The organism is Peribacillus tepidiphilus (assembly GCF_009466385.1).
Taxonomy (GTDB): Bacteria; Bacillota; Bacilli; order Bacillales; family DSM-1321; genus Bacillus_BN; species Bacillus_BN tepidiphilus.
Map to the genome: position 1 here is coordinate 1 of NZ_WIAQ01000007.1, position 13,732 is coordinate 13,732.

A 13,732-nucleotide genomic window follows, 5' to 3' on the forward strand; every position below is an offset into this window, starting at 1 on the left:
AAATAGAAGGCATGCGCGAAGCGCGAAATTTTATTTGATTGGTAGGGGGTACCCCCTACCAATCAAATAAAATCAATCAACAAACAAAAATAGGTTGAAACCTTGTAATTTGTATTTTACACAATATTAAGGACTTGACTGGATCGGGCTACATAAGAGAGGGCAATCCTGCATATATATGGGAAAAACCATGGAGAGCAGGTGGAAAATGGAACAAGCTGTTACGGTACTTTTTAGTATTTCCAGCCTTTTGTTACTTGGAATGCTATTTTTTTTATTGTCATCCGGAAAAGCAGGAGTCTACCCTCCCAAACAGGTTTTGCGAAGAAAGGCGGCTGTTCTTGGAATAAGTGGAGCTGTATTCCTGTTAATCGGATATGTTTTTCAACTATTTTTAAAATAATCTACAGAAAAGAGGGTAACTTGATGAACGGATGATCATTCCAAAGGGAAGATCGTCGAGCACCAATGTTACCCTCATGACTTTAAGAATTAATTTGTGGCAATGTTGCTTTTTTTCACAATTCCATTGACAATCGGGTAAACAACAACCATAGCAATTGTATTAACGGCAGCTGCTGGTAAGACAACCGCTGCAAACAGACTTAGGAAAGGACCTGGAAGACCTACAATCAAGTAGGCAGAACCTAAAAATACAATGCCGGAAATGATTGTTCCGATTGCTGTCAAAGCACTAACACTTACAATGGAGTGGTGGAATTTTTTTATGACAGTCAACAGCACAAAGAATAGAAAGGCTGTTACGAACTTATCAATGATGTTTGGCACAAAACCGCCAGGGAATGTAGTTGTCAAAGCTGAAATTAAGCCTGTGACAATCCCAAGAAGCAAGACGTTTTTCTTTTCAGGAAACAGAATAATTCCTAAAAACATCATGGTAAGCATCATGTCCGGTTTCATTCCAAGAAAAATTCCAGGTATCACTGTGTGGAGTGCTGCCCCAATTCCAACCAATAGGGAAAGGGATACTAATGTTTTTGTATTCATTTCTCATTTCTCCTCTGCTAAACTAGCAATTCTCATGTTCCTCCAGCAGTGCTCTTGTTGCCTGCTGCGAAAAACTTATACACATTATATAACAGAAACTATTTTTTTAGAAGCAAATTGTTTTTTATTCTAAATGTCTCCATGAATTCTGCTAATCTTTCACAATGCTCTAGCGGGACAGCATTATAAATGGAAGCTCGGCATCCTCCGATGGAACGATGCCCGCTTAAGCCGACAAAACCTTCTTCTTTCGCTTGAGATAGGAATTTTTTAGTTAGCTCTTCATTTGGTAAAGTGAAGGTAACGTTCATATGAGAGCGGCTGTCAGGAAGGGCATGCCCTTTATAAAAGCCCTCGCTTTCATCAATCATTTTATACAGAACCTTTGCTTTTTGTTCGTTGATTTTTTCAATTGCTTCGACTCCGCCTTGCTCTTTCACCCACTCAAGGACAAGGGACAATAGGTAAATAGCCATTGTCGGAGGGGTATTGTATAGGGAATTGTTTTTGGCATGCGTTTCGTAATTCAGCATAGTTGGTAGCTCAGATAAGGAATTATTGATTAAATCTTTGCGAATAATAACGACTGTTACACCTGAAGGACCTAAATTTTTCTGAGCGCCAGCATATATTAGTCCAAAAGAACTTACATCAATCTTTTTACTTAAAATATCACTCGACATGTCGGCAACAATAGGTACAGTTGAACTTGTTGGGAACACTTTCCATTGCGTTCCGTAGATGGTATTATTACTCGTAATATGAAGATACGCTGCATCCTCTCCAAGCTGGATTTCTTCAATAGGAGGGATATACGTATAGTTGTCTTCCTTTGAAGATGCTGCAACTTTCGTTTTACCCACTTTTTTTGCTTCTTTTAACGCCTTATCGGACCATGCACCAGTTAATACATAATAGGCAACCTGATCTTTAGGCAAAAGATTCATAGGTACCATGGAAAACTGAAGACTGGCTCCTCCTTGTAAGAACAGGACTTCATAATGTTCAGGAATGTTCATTAACTCACGAAGCAAATTTTGCGCCTTTGCATGAATTTGCTCATATTCCTTGCTGCGATGGCTCAACTCCATTACGGACATGCCTGATCCGAAAATATTTAGCCATTCTGCATTTGCTTTTTCCAGTACGGCTAATGGCAAAGCAGCCGGTCCAGCATTAAAATTGTACGCTCGCTTCATACAAATGTCTCCCTTCACTTTGTCTAAGTAAAGTATAAAAATTACTTTCTATAGTATCAGAAAGAACACCTTTTTTGTTAGAAAATATTTATTTTTCTTGAAAATTATTTGAAAACAAAGGCTCTTTTCGCATAAATTGATGTTTTTAGGCTATAAAGTCTGCACGTTGATTTCCGCTCCAGGCACTTGCTTTCCGCGGGGAGGGATGTCACTCCTCGGCGTTACCGCCTGTGGGGTCTCCCACTTCCCTCTTTTTCCCGCAGGACATTGAATAAGCTTCCTCGAATAAACACCGCACGAAGGAAATGCGAATGCATTTTCGAGGAGTCAAGTGCCCTCCGCTACAATCAACTCAGATCATTAAAGTTAAATTACACTATAAAAAGCAACAAACTTTACGAAAACAGCCAAAACAAAAAAGATGGCTAGTACAGCCATCCTTGTAATCACAAATTTTTCCCAATAGTAGCTGCAATATTTTGCAGATCCTCTGGTGTATAGTCGCTGTTATGTGTTTTCCATACTACTCCAAAACCATCTCCTTCTCCGTAGCGTGGCACAAGGTGAAGGTGAAAATGGAAAACAGATTGTCCAGCTTTTTCTCCGTTATTATTGATTAAATTTAATCCGATTGGATTGAATTCTTTTTTGATGGAATTAGCAATTTGAGGTACTACTTCAAAAATGTTTTTTGCTATTTCAGGTGTCAATTCATAAATATTTTCTTTATGTATTTTAGGAATGACTAATGTATGGCCTTTTGTGACTTGTCCAATATCAAGAAAAGCCAGGACATGTTCGTTTTCAAATACCTTTGCGGATGGAATATCACCATTGATTATTTTACAGAAAATGCAATCACTCATTGTTCTTCCTCCTTTAAGATGCCAAAATTATTTGACATCATTTTACCATTATTGACAAAGTAGTCAAACGAAAAGCGGAAAGCACTAGTTTAGGCTGACAAAATGATATGATAAAAAGGCAGAATGCAACGTAGATGCATCCTGCCTTCTATGAGGTAAGCAGTTCTCAGCGACTTAACTTAGGCTTGATTATCTTTGATCAACACCTCATTTTATGATCAGTGTATGCTCAATGATAATTTTTTACGTTCAAAGCCACCATCCCCTAATTCTTTATAAGTTTTACTCATAACGTATAAAGCAGTAGGAAGCCTTTAACAAACACCTCATTTATAAGGAATTTACAAAGGTACTTTTGAACGGTATTTTTTTCCTTGCAAGATGACCATCCCCTTGCCGTTTAGGAAAATCAACCAGCTTCTAAGTCAGATTTCTGTCTTTAACAGACACCTCATTTCAATGGTTGAAAATTCATTCCCGAACTTCTTTCCATTGCGCTGATCCCTTGCCTCCTCACTCATTATCATGTCCAGGTAGGGAGATAAATTCCGTGGGTAATTGTGGAAATGATTTTTTGTTTTAAGCGGTTTTTGATAAAATATGAAACAAAGAGTAGAAAGGAAAAACTGGCTATGTCATTATTGGAAATTAACGATTTAACGGGCGGCTATACGAGAGTGCCGGTATTAAAAAATGTCAGCTTTACAGTGAATCAGGGAGAAATGGTTGGCTTGATTGGTTTGAACGGAGCAGGGAAAAGTACAACAATCAAGCATATAATTGGTCTCATGGAGCCGAAAAGCGGTAGTGTGAAAATAAATGGAAAGACGGCAGCTGATGATGTGAACGCTTATCGGAGACAGTTTACCTTCGTACCTGAAACGCCTATTTTATATGATGAGTTGACGCTAGATGAGCATCTGAGATTAACGGCGATGGCTTATAACTTGGATGAAAGAGTGTTTGAAGAAAGAAAGGAAGCACTTTTGAAAGAATTTCGGATGGAAAAAAGGGTAAAGTGGTTTCCAGCTCATTTTTCTAAAGGAATGAAGCAAAAGGTTATGATTATGTGTGCCTTTTTGGTACAACCGTCTCTTTATATTGTAGATGAGCCTTTTGTCGGCTTAGACCCTCTTGGCATTCAATCTCTTCTTGACTTGATGAAAAAAATGAAAGAAAGCGGAGCAGGTATATTAATGTCTACTCATATATTGGCTACTGCAGAGCGTTATTGTGATTCTTTTGTCATATTACATAATGGTACGGTACGGGCAAAGGGAACACTGGAGGAGCTAAGAGAGCAGTTCTCTATGCCTGATGCCACTCTGGATGACTTATACATTCAGCTCACAAAGGAAGAAAACGAACATGAATAAAGAACATTTATGGAGGGATCGCTTTCGATCGTTCAATAAAGAGATCAGAAAATATGTGCAATATATTTTTAATGGACATCTACTTTTTGTGCTGTTAATTGGACTTGGGGGAATCGCCTATTATTACAGTGAATGGGTGAAAACGCTTGATTCAAGCTTCCCTGCTGAAATATTAATGGCTATTGTCATTGGTTTCGTTTTAACGAACAGTCCCATTCTTACTTTCTTTAAAGAGCCTGACGTCATTTATTTGCTTCCGATTGAAAAGGATTTAAAGGGGTACGTGAATAAATCTCTACTTGTCAGTCTTATGTTTCAAGGCTATCTATTAGTTATGGTTCTCGCTGCATGTATGCCTCTGTATGTACAAGTGACTGGAGGAGCATTTGGTGATTTTTTATATTTCATCTCAGTCCTTTTGATTGTCAAATATGCTAATTTAAAGATTCGATGGAACATACAGCGTTTGCCTGAAACATCTTCAGGAGTTATCGATTTTATTGTCCGTTTTCTAGTGAACGTCTTATTTTTATATTTCTTATTTTTACATGCTCCATTTATTTATTTACTCGTTCTTTCTATAGTAATTGGAGGCTTGTGGATCTATTTTGAAAAGATCGCCAGTGGCAAGCTGTTAAAATGGGAAAGGCTAATTGAGCTTGAAAACAAAAGAATGATGTTGTTTTATCGTGTTGCGAACCTGTTTACAGATGTTCCAAAACTGAAAAATAAAGTGACGAGAAGAAAATGGATGGATTTTGTATTACATTTCATTCCATCTACTCATGTAGAAACATACACGTACTTGTATGCTCGAACGTTAGTAAGGAGTAATGACTATTTTGGTCTAACATTACGGCTTTCAGCAATTGGCAGTATCATTCTTTTTGCATGTAACGTCGTGTGGGCGAAATTACTGGTAGTCCTGTTGTTTTTATATTTAACAGGATTTCAGCTATTAACGATTAGTGTTCATCATGATATGAAAATGTGGCTTCACCTTTATCCTGTTCCAGAAACATATAGAGAACAATCATTAATGAAGCTGTTGACCATTATATTAATAGGTCAAGCTGTTATTTTCTCTCTTTTTACTTGGATAGCAGGAGACATTGTTCAAGCGATTATAGCCTTAACTGCAGGGATTTTGTTTGTGATTGGGTTCCGTTTTTATATGATGAAAAAAATTCGTTCAACCAAGTGAAACAATAAGTGCTGTAAATCGTATTACTCCTATACGTACTATGGGAGCGATGGCTATGAACAGGTATGAGGAAAAAGTTCATGAAGAATTGCGTAAATGGAAGCTGCGAATGAAAAAGAAGCCGAGTATGATGCAACGCTTCTCTAAACAAGTTCAAAATAAGGTAAATACAATCATTCCTGAAAAAATACACACAGCCTTAACAGAGGCGATTAAAACGATGGTTAAGACAACTCTTACAGGGGCAAACTGGACGACCAAAAAAGGAACGGATCTAGCTTCATCACTTCAGGAAAAAGATGAGCTTGCTTTACAGAAGCTTGCTTTTTATCGGAAAACGGCAATGGTAGAGGGAGCAGGTACAGGGGCTGGCGGCATTTTTTTAAGTCTTGCCGATTTTCCTCTACTGCTAAGCATTAAAATGAAATTTCTATTCGAAGTGGCTACAGTATATGGATATGACGTAAGTAAAATGGAAGAGCGTGTTTATATTTTGCACGTATTCCAGCTTGCTTTTTCAAGTGAAAAAAAGAGGCATGAAACGATGGATGTAATAGAAAATTGGGAAACATACAAACATCGAGTGGAAGATATGGATTGGAAAGTCTTTCAGCAGGAATATCGTGATTATATTGATTTTGTAAAGATGCTACAGCTTCTTCCGGGTATTGGTGCTGCTATAGGCGCATATGCCAATTATCAGCTGCTTGAAACACTTGGGGAAACCGCTATAAATTGCTATCGAATGAGATGCTTGAAGGATACTGATCATGTCCGTTGAAATGATAAATATTGGACATTCTAAACGAATGCTTATGAAAAGGGCTGTCTCATAAGTGGGAATCACCGACTTATGGGACAGCTTTTATTGAATACTCAAAATCACCTTTTGTGATGACGATCGATATCCTGGTCATGACGACCGATATCTTGGTCGTGATGACCGATATCCTGGTCATGACGACCGATATCCTGGTCATGACGACCGATATCTTAGTCGTGATGACCGATATATTGGAATGACGACCGATATCTTGGTCATGACGACCGATATCTTGGTCATGACGACCGATATCTTGGTCGTGATGACCGATATATTGGAATGACAACCGATATCTGGTCATGACGACCGATATCTTGGTCATGACGACCGATATCTTGGTCGTGATGACCGATATATTGGAATGACGACCGATATCTTGGTCATGACGACCGATATCTTGGTCATGATGACCGATATATTGGAATGACGACCGATATCCTGGTCATGACGACCGATATCTTGGTGATGACGACCGATATATGGAGATGCCATCCGAAATCTTGCACCTAAGCGAGCTCTAATTCTTTTAATTTAAGCGGAAATTTTTTTGATTTAAGCGTTCAGTGCTTTGATTTAAGCGTTTATCCATTTGATTTAAGCGAAAACCCTTGTGATTTAAGCAAAACCTTTTTCACCTTTGCCAGCTCTCTATAGACGACCGATATATTGTACCTGATGACCGATATATCGGAATAGCGACTCATATCCTGTACATTCAAGAAGAAAATACTCAAAAAAGTTACAAGAAAAATTTATTTTCTTCGTGGGTTCTCTTCATAAGGCATTTGAGACAGTCCCTTACGTATTTCAATTTTCATGATAACCTAGAGCTGCGGCACCGAGTGTTTTTGCTGCGATTAGCATGGATTTTTCATCAATATCAAATTTAGGATGATGATGCGGATAAACAGCATTTGGATCTACAGGCATAGCGCCGGTAAAGAAGAATGTGCCTTTTACGTGCTGTAGATAATAAGCAAAATCTTCTCCTGTCATATTTAGCTCAGCTTCTGAAATGTTCTTCACTTCTGCAACTTGTTTAGCTGCTTCAATTAAGTACATGGTTTCTTCCTCGTGATTGACAACGGCAGGGTAGCCTCTGAAATATTCATATTCATATGAACAGTCCGATGCTAAACAAATGCCCTTTGTGATTTTTTCCATTTCAGCTTCAATGAAATCTCTTACTTCTTCATTAAATGTTCTTACGGTTCCGACGAGCGTAGCACTGTCAGCAATGACATTAAAGGCATTGTCGGCAACGAATGACCCCACTGTGACGACAGCTGAGTCAACTGGATTCACTCTTCTACTTACAATTTGTTGAAGGGCAATGACTAGCTGGGCAGCCGTAACGATGGTATCCTTTGTTTTATGGGGCTGGGCACCATGTCCGCCTTTTCCTTGAAGCTTGATCACAAAACGGTCAGCAGCGGCCATAATAGGTCCTACGCGATATTCGATTGTTCCTGTCGGCGTCAGTGCCCAAAGATGTGTACCGAAAATAACATCAACTCCATCGAGGCAACCGTCCTCAATCATTGGTTTTGCACCACCCGGAGCATATTCTTCTGCATGCTGATGAATGAACACGTATTCGCCAGGCAAGGCTTCCTTCAACTCATTTATGGCTTTGGCCAGCACTAGGAGAGTAGCCGTGTGAGCATCATGACCGCATGCATGCATAACCCCAGGAACTGTTGACTTATATGGAACATCTTTTTCGTCCTGAATAGGCAGAGCATCAAAATCAGCCCGAAGTGCCACTGTTTTTCCAGGTTTTCCTCCTTTTATTTTGGCAACCACTCCGTTACCTCCGACCTGTTCTCTCACTTCCACTCCAAGCTGTTTATAGAAATCTACTATGTATCGAGCTGTTTTAGTTTCTTGGAAAGATAGCTCAGGATGCTGGTGCAAGTACCTGCGGATCGATACCATCTCTGAAAAATAGTCCTCAAGGATTTTATTTAATGAACGTAACATGCTTGACCACCTCTTTGAATATATAAACTATTGGTAATATTCTTTAAGTAAGTATATCATTATTCCATATTTTAGAGTTTTGAAAAACTCTGTGGAATTTATTTCTTGCTTAGATTAATATTGGTTGGGTGGAAACACTATTAAATGATGAATAAGGGGGTAATAAAGTGAAAACAGCCAAAAAAAATCCATCCTATTTGTACTCATTTTTATTACTGCTATGCTTTGGAGTGTTCTTATATGTTTTTTTAGCCGTCAACAATGGTAATGAATTAAGCTGGGAAACGCCTATACAAAGTTTTTTCCTTGAATGGAATAAAGGGGTGTCTCATTCTTTTTTTGTGGTGATTACTGAATTTGGTTCCAAAACCGTAATTGGCATTGGAAGTCTTTTGCTACTGGCTTATCTATGGATTTTCAAAAAAAATTATGTGGCCATGGCGATTGTTGTGCTAGCTGTAGCTGGAGGGGACCAGCTTAATAAATTTATAAAAAAAATGGTAGAACGTGAAAGACCTGCTATTGACGCTTCGATTGACGCTCTCGGATACAGTTTTCCAAGCGGACATGCGATGGTCGGAATTATTTTTTATACGGTGATTGCTTATTTTTTAACACAGGGAATGAAGTCTCAGTCTGTTAAGGCGTTTATTTGGGTAACTGCTTACATGATGGTCGTTCTTGTCGGAATCAGCCGGATTGTTTTGAGTGCGCATTATCCATCAGACATTATTGGAGGATATGCTCTCGGAGGGTTGTTTGTACTGAGCTGCCTCAAAGCTTATCAAGAGCTTTATACATTTATGAATAAAGCATAAAAATCCATGCCGCTTCTACTAAAAGCGGCATGGATTTTTTTAAATGAGAAACATTGCAACAATCGTAGTGACAACAAGACCGATGGTAACTGGAAGTAAGTTTCGACGAGCTAATTCAAAAGGATCAACGTTACAAATAGCTGCTGCAGGAATAAGTGCCCATGGAACGAGTGTACCGCCACCTACCCAAATGGCTGCAATTTGTCCGAGAGCAGTCAGCGTGGCAGCTCCGGCACCAAGTGCAGTAGCGAATAAATTGGCTACTGAACCTGCCAGCGATATGCCTGAAAAGCCAGAACCATCTAGTCCGGTAATCGCTCCGATCGAAGTCAGTGTTACAGCAGCAACCTCTTTATTTAATGGTACGATGTTTGCTAATGCAATACCAAGATCATTGACGATTCCTTGAGACCCTTGAAGGGCATCTTCACCAAGAATTTTGAAAAAGCCGGAATCTCCAAGATAAAAGAAAGCGGCAATCGGAATAACAGGGCCGAAAACTTTAAATCCGAATTGAAATCCCTCTATTAAATAACTAGTTATTTTTTCGAGTCCTTTGTTCCCGTGAGCTGAAAGAGTAATGAGGATTAAGATGAAAACAGAAGTCCCGCCAATAAGTGCGGTAGCGTCGCCTCCTTGCAATTTTAACAGGTACATGGCAATCACATCTAATGTGAATGCGGAAGGAATTAAGATGGAAAAGAACGTTTTTTGTGTTTTTGTGAGCAGTGTCGCTTCATTTGAGTCAGTGCCATTGGTTGGGACAACCATGCTTTCGACCGACAATTTTTTCAGCTTTATATCTCTTTTGAGGAAGTAAAATGCAGTAACGGTGGTGACGATTCCCATCGTAAAAACAAGAGGCACACTTGCAGAGATGACTTCTCCTACAGAAATTCCAGCAGCATCTGCAGTAAGCTTTGGAGCGGCTTGAATGATGAAGTCACCGGATAGAGCAATCCCGTGGCCAAATAAATTCATCGCCATTGCCACACCTAATGCTGGCAAGCCTACACGGATGGCAACAGGCAGTAGCACAGCACCAAGTAACGCAACAGCCGGAGATGGCCAGAAAAACCATGAAATGAGCATCATAAGGATTCCGATGATCCAATAAGCTAATCCAGGTGTACGAATCCACTTGGTGAATGGTGAAATCATAACATCATTGATTCCGGTGATCGTAAGAACCCTACTCATAGCGACAATAATGGAAATGACTAGAATAGTGGAGAGCAGTTCAGTTATAGCGAATATGAAACTGTTAAAAACTCCACTAACCGATCCGGAAATGCTACCAGTTGCAGCAAGTGCTAACGTGAAAATTCCTGCGATACAAATAAGAGTTGTATCTCTCCGTATAACCATAAATCCGATGATTATGAGAATAAAAACGACATATATTCCATGAAGAGCCGTTAATTCAACTCCCATATAGTGTCCCCCTTCTTAGAATCCTAAATAATTAGGGCATATGCCCTCTAATGCTTATTACAGGATATGAATAAACGATTAAGGGGTGAGAAATTCTTTCTGTATTTGTCTCATTAACAAGCTCCAAACCATACAAAAAGCACCCCAACCATTATGATTGCGGGTGCAATGACCTTACTCGTTACTCTTTTAAATCCGGAACGACATATTGAGTTACATAAGATGGACCAGAAAATATTTTCTTGACTGTGGTTGAAGCATCGTCGCTTTGTTTTTTCGCATGAGCCTTCTCAAATGCTTGTGAGCCCTGCCAATTTTTAAAAGCCCTTTCATTTTCCCATTGTGTTAAAATAATGTAGGTGTCTGACTTTAGAGGACGAAGAATTCTTATAGCCCAAAAGCCAGGTTGTTTTTCAATTTGACCTGCTCGATTTTTAAAGCGGTATTCAAAGACAGGACGTCCTTCTTCTGTAACTGGAATATTATTCATAACAATATAACCGTTCTGTCTTAACTCACCAACTGAATCAATTACTTCATATTTTCTTGGTTCTTTAAAAATAGTCGATCCTTGCGTCTCATGAAGCAGTAAAGCGGTTTCTGCATTTTGCATCAAAATGATGGTTTCATTCTTATTTTGATCTTTTATTTTTCGCAAGTACTCATATGTACCTGAAGTAATATAAGAAAACATGGTTTTTCACCTCAATTAGTATTTTTAACTACCTATACACTTTTACATTGTAACTTGTATTACTATTTTTTACATCAAGGAAGAATGCTCAAAACATATGGGAAATAAGGCTATTTTTTGACAAATAGTAACGTTATCTATACATAGATAGTGGAAAAGGGTTATATTGAATTCATATGACTATGTGCAGATGGGAAATTTTTTATTTAGCTTGAAAGGTGGCAAAAGTATATGTCAATGGTGATTAACGACACATTTCTAAAAGCAGCTCGCGGGGAACAAACAGACTACGTTCCTGTATGGTATATGAGACAAGCAGGTCGTTCTCAGCCTGAATATCGTGCGATAAAAGAAAAATATTCATTATTTGAAATAACTCATCAACCAGAGCTGTGCGCTTATGTAACAAGACTTCCCGTAGAACAATACGGTGTGGATGCTGCAATCCTATATAAAGATATCATGACACCACTTCCAGCAATTGGCGTTGATGTGGAAATTAAAGCAGGGATCGGTCCGGTTATTTCTAACCCAATTACCTCTTTGGCAGATGTTGAAAAGCTGGGCGAAATTCATCCAGAAGAAGATGTTCCATATGTTTTAGAAACGATTAAATTATTAACGGAAGAACAATTGAAGGTACCATTAATTGGATTTGCAGGTGCTCCTTTTACAATGGCGTCTTATATGATTGAAGGAGGACCTTCAAAAAACTACAACAAAACGAAAGCCTTCATGTATTCAGAGCCGAAAGCATGGTTTGCGTTAATGGACAAGCTTGGTGATATGACCATTACCTATGTGAAGTCTCAAATTAAGGCTGGTGCTAAAGCAATCCAAATTTTTGATAGCTGGGTAGGCGCATTGAATGTTGAAGATTATCGTACGTTCATTAAGCCGGTGATGAATCGTATATTCTCTAGCTTAAGAGAAGAAAATGTTCCGTTTATTATGTTTGGAGTTGGTGCAAGCCATCTTGCACTTGAATGGAATGATCTTCCTCTTGATGTAGTTGGTCTAGACTGGAGACTGCCAATTTCACAAGCAAGAGAGATGGGGATCACCAAAGCAGTTCAAGGAAATTTAGATCCTGCGATTCTTCTTTCTCCATGGGAAGTCATTGAAGAACGGGCAAAAGCGATTTTGGATCAAGGAATGGCCCAGCCAGGTTATATTTTTAACTTAGGTCATGGTGTTTTCCCTCAAGTAAAGCCAGAAACGCTAAAACGTCTGACAGATTTTATCCATGAATACTCTGCTTCAAAAAAATGATTTACCTAGCCTATCAATGATGCATTTGGCTGGTAAAAATATGATGTTTGTGCAGAATAGAAGAGGATAAATCAGAATTTTTTTATATAAGGTGGAGTTAGAAACATGGGAAAAAGAAAAATGGGGCTATTAGTCATGGCGTATGGTACTCCTTATAAAGAAGAAGATATTGAGCGGTATTATACACATATTCGCCATGGTAGAAAGCCAACAGAAGAAATGCTTCAAGATTTGAAGGATCGTTACGAAGCAATCGGCGGCATTTCTCCTCTTGCAAAAATTACGGAAGAACAGGCGAAATCCTTAGAAAGGCACCTAAACAGCATTCAAGATGAGATAGAATTTAAGGCGTATTTAGGCTTAAAGCATATTGAGCCGTTTGTAGAAGATGCGGTAGCACAAATGAAAGAGGATGGCATGAAAGAAGCTGTTAGCATTGTCCTTGCCCCTCATTTTTCTACATTCAGCGTTAAATCATATAACGGAAGAGCCCAAAAAAAAGCAGATGAACTGGGAGGTCCAGACATTACCTTCATTGAAAGCTGGTATAACGAACCGAAATTTATCCAATACTGGGTAGATCGAGTAAAAGAAACGTTCAGCAAGATGAGTAGTGAAGAACGGGATGCTGCTGTACTGATTGTATCAGCTCACAGTTTACCGGAGAAAATTCTTCAATCTGGAGATCCATATCCTGATCAGCTGCAAGAAACAGCAGATTTGATAGCTAAAGGAGCAGGTATCGAAAACTATGCGGTCGGCTGGCAAAGTGCTGGCAACACACCTGAGCCATGGTTAGGACCGGATGTGCAGGATTTAACTCGTGAATTATATGAAGAAAACGGCTATAAAGCATTTATTTATACACCAGTAGGATTTGTAGCGGATCATTTAGAGGTTTTATATGACAATGATTATGAATGTAAAGTTGTAACGGATGAAATTGGGGCATCTTATTACCGACCGGAAATGCCTAATTCGCATCCAGACTTTATTGATGCAATGGCTACAGTTATTTTAAAAAAGCTTGGCCTAAAGAATTAATTTTTGAAAAA

15 protein-coding genes are annotated in these 13,732 nt (G+C 38.9%); 7 read left to right on the forward strand and 8 right to left on the reverse strand.

All coding sequences use genetic code 11. The features are described 5' to 3' along the window. Nucleotides 1–208 precede the first annotated feature (208 nt). Complete coding sequence (gene yhzF, locus GD441_RS17720) at nt 209–403, forward strand: membrane protein YhzF (protein WP_476742314.1); 195 nt, start codon at nt 209–211, stop codon at nt 401–403. An 89-nt stretch (nt 404–492) separates the two neighbouring features. Here the strand turns inward: yhzF and GD441_RS06050 are convergent, their stop codons facing one another. The 3 genes from GD441_RS06050 to GD441_RS06060 form a co-directional block, all read right to left on the reverse strand. After that, nucleotides 493–1,008, reverse strand: a complete 516-nt coding sequence (locus GD441_RS06050; protein WP_153124762.1) for a tryptophan transporter — start codon at nt 1,006–1,008, stop codon at nt 493–495. Nucleotides 1,009–1,106: 98 nt separating this feature from the next. Beyond that, nucleotides 1,107–2,207, reverse strand: coding sequence for a 3-phosphoserine/phosphohydroxythreonine transaminase (gene serC, locus GD441_RS06055; RefSeq protein ID WP_153124765.1), 1,101 nt, complete (start codon nt 2,205–2,207; stop codon nt 1,107–1,109). Between the two features lie 446 nt (nt 2,208–2,653). Continuing rightward, entirely contained in the window at nt 2,654–3,073 is a 420-nt protein-coding gene (locus GD441_RS06060; RefSeq protein WP_153124767.1) for an HIT family protein, read from the reverse strand. Nucleotides 3,074–3,705: 632 nt separating this feature from the next. Here GD441_RS06060 and GD441_RS06065 point away from each other — a divergent pair. Genes GD441_RS06065 through GD441_RS06075 form a run of 3 tightly spaced genes read left to right on the forward strand, consistent with a single transcriptional unit; the run spans nt 3,706 to nt 6,434 of the window. Further along, nucleotides 3,706–4,449, forward strand: coding sequence for an ABC transporter ATP-binding protein (locus GD441_RS06065; protein ID WP_153124769.1), 744 nt, complete (start codon nt 3,706–3,708; stop codon nt 4,447–4,449). After that, entirely contained in the window at nt 4,442–5,653 is a 1,212-nt protein-coding gene (locus tag GD441_RS06070; protein WP_191992113.1) for an ABC transporter permease, read from the forward strand. Before GD441_RS06065 ends, GD441_RS06070 begins: the two co-directional genes overlap by 8 nt. A gap of 55 nt (nt 5,654–5,708) precedes the next feature. Next, nucleotides 5,709–6,434, forward strand: coding sequence for an EcsC family protein (locus GD441_RS06075; protein ID WP_153124773.1), 726 nt, complete (start codon nt 5,709–5,711; stop codon nt 6,432–6,434). 70 nt (nt 6,435–6,504) lie between these two features. Here the strand turns inward: GD441_RS06075 and GD441_RS06080 are convergent, their stop codons facing one another. From GD441_RS06080 to GD441_RS06090, 3 genes are all read right to left on the reverse strand, one after another. Beyond that, the gene (locus GD441_RS06080) at nt 6,505–6,798 is read right to left on the reverse strand and encodes a hypothetical protein (RefSeq protein WP_153124775.1); all 294 of its coding nucleotides are present in this window, start codon (nt 6,796–6,798) and stop codon (nt 6,505–6,507) included. Further along, nucleotides 6,795–6,968 (reverse strand): hypothetical protein, encoded by a 174-nt coding sequence (locus tag GD441_RS06085; protein ID WP_153124778.1) that lies wholly within the window; start codon nt 6,966–6,968, stop codon nt 6,795–6,797. Before GD441_RS06085 ends, GD441_RS06080 begins: the two co-directional genes overlap by 4 nt. Before the next feature lie 315 nt (nt 6,969–7,283). Next, nucleotides 7,284–8,459 carry a M20 family metallopeptidase gene (locus tag GD441_RS06090; RefSeq protein WP_153124779.1) on the reverse strand — a complete coding sequence of 392 codons (1,176 nt, stop codon included), beginning with the start codon at nt 8,457–8,459 and terminating at the stop codon, nt 7,284–7,286. A gap of 167 nt (nt 8,460–8,626) precedes the next feature. Here GD441_RS06090 and GD441_RS06095 point away from each other — a divergent pair, with 167 nt between their 5' ends. Then, complete coding sequence (locus GD441_RS06095; protein WP_153124782.1) at nt 8,627–9,277, forward strand: phosphatase PAP2 family protein; 651 nt, start codon at nt 8,627–8,629, stop codon at nt 9,275–9,277. Nucleotides 9,278–9,316: 39 nt separating this feature from the next. Here GD441_RS06095 and GD441_RS06100 read toward each other — a convergent pair whose 3' ends face one another. Next, nucleotides 9,317–10,711, reverse strand: a complete 1,395-nt coding sequence (locus tag GD441_RS06100; RefSeq protein ID WP_153124784.1) for a hypothetical protein — start codon at nt 10,709–10,711, stop codon at nt 9,317–9,319. A 181-nt stretch (nt 10,712–10,892) separates the two neighbouring features. Beyond that, the gene (locus GD441_RS06105; protein ID WP_153124786.1) at nt 10,893–11,405 is read right to left on the reverse strand and encodes an antibiotic biosynthesis monooxygenase family protein; all 513 of its coding nucleotides are present in this window, start codon (nt 11,403–11,405) and stop codon (nt 10,893–10,895) included. Between the two features lie 231 nt (nt 11,406–11,636). On the opposite strand from GD441_RS06105, the gene hemE reads away from it, so the two are divergent. Together hemE and hemH are read left to right on the forward strand one after the other, a co-directional pair. Continuing rightward, complete coding sequence (hemE, locus tag GD441_RS06110; protein ID WP_153124788.1) at nt 11,637–12,677, forward strand: uroporphyrinogen decarboxylase; 1,041 nt, start codon at nt 11,637–11,639, stop codon at nt 12,675–12,677. A gap of 105 nt (nt 12,678–12,782) precedes the next feature. Next, complete coding sequence (gene hemH / locus GD441_RS06115; protein ID WP_153124791.1) at nt 12,783–13,721, forward strand: ferrochelatase; 939 nt, start codon at nt 12,783–12,785, stop codon at nt 13,719–13,721. Nucleotides 13,722–13,732 lie beyond the last annotated feature (11 nt).

What these genes read in the sequence shown, in the direction of transcription:
- yhzF (WP_476742314.1), top strand. Translation starts at nt 209, where the DNA reads ATGGAACAAGCTGTTACGGTACTTTTTAGTATTTCCAGCCTTTTGTTA.
- GD441_RS06050 (WP_153124762.1), bottom strand. Translation starts at nt 1,008, where the DNA reads ATGAATACAAAAACATTAGTATCCCTTTCCCTATTGGTTGGAATTGGG.
- serC (WP_153124765.1), bottom strand. Translation starts at nt 2,207, where the DNA reads ATGAAGCGAGCGTACAATTTTAATGCTGGACCGGCTGCTTTGCCATTA.
- GD441_RS06060 (WP_153124767.1), bottom strand. Translation starts at nt 3,073, where the DNA reads ATGAGTGATTGCATTTTCTGTAAAATAATCAATGGTGATATTCCATCC.
- GD441_RS06065 (WP_153124769.1), top strand. Translation starts at nt 3,706, where the DNA reads ATGTCATTATTGGAAATTAACGATTTAACGGGCGGCTATACGAGAGTG.
- GD441_RS06070 (WP_191992113.1), top strand. Translation starts at nt 4,442, where the DNA reads ATGAATAAAGAACATTTATGGAGGGATCGCTTTCGATCGTTCAATAAA.
- GD441_RS06075 (WP_153124773.1), top strand. Translation starts at nt 5,709, where the DNA reads ATGAACAGGTATGAGGAAAAAGTTCATGAAGAATTGCGTAAATGGAAG.
- GD441_RS06080 (WP_153124775.1), bottom strand. Translation starts at nt 6,798, where the DNA reads ATGACCAAGATATCGGTCGTCATGACCAGATATCGGTTGTCATTCCAA.
- GD441_RS06085 (WP_153124778.1), bottom strand. Translation starts at nt 6,968, where the DNA reads ATGGCATCTCCATATATCGGTCGTCATCACCAAGATATCGGTCGTCAT.
- GD441_RS06090 (WP_153124779.1), bottom strand. Translation starts at nt 8,459, where the DNA reads ATGTTACGTTCATTAAATAAAATCCTTGAGGACTATTTTTCAGAGATG.
- GD441_RS06100 (WP_153124784.1), bottom strand. Translation starts at nt 10,711, where the DNA reads ATGGGAGTTGAATTAACGGCTCTTCATGGAATATATGTCGTTTTTATT.
- GD441_RS06105 (WP_153124786.1), bottom strand. Translation starts at nt 11,405, where the DNA reads ATGTTTTCTTATATTACTTCAGGTACATATGAGTACTTGCGAAAAATA.
- hemE (WP_153124788.1), top strand. Translation starts at nt 11,637, where the DNA reads ATGTCAATGGTGATTAACGACACATTTCTAAAAGCAGCTCGCGGGGAA.
- hemH (WP_153124791.1), top strand. Translation starts at nt 12,783, where the DNA reads ATGGGAAAAAGAAAAATGGGGCTATTAGTCATGGCGTATGGTACTCCT.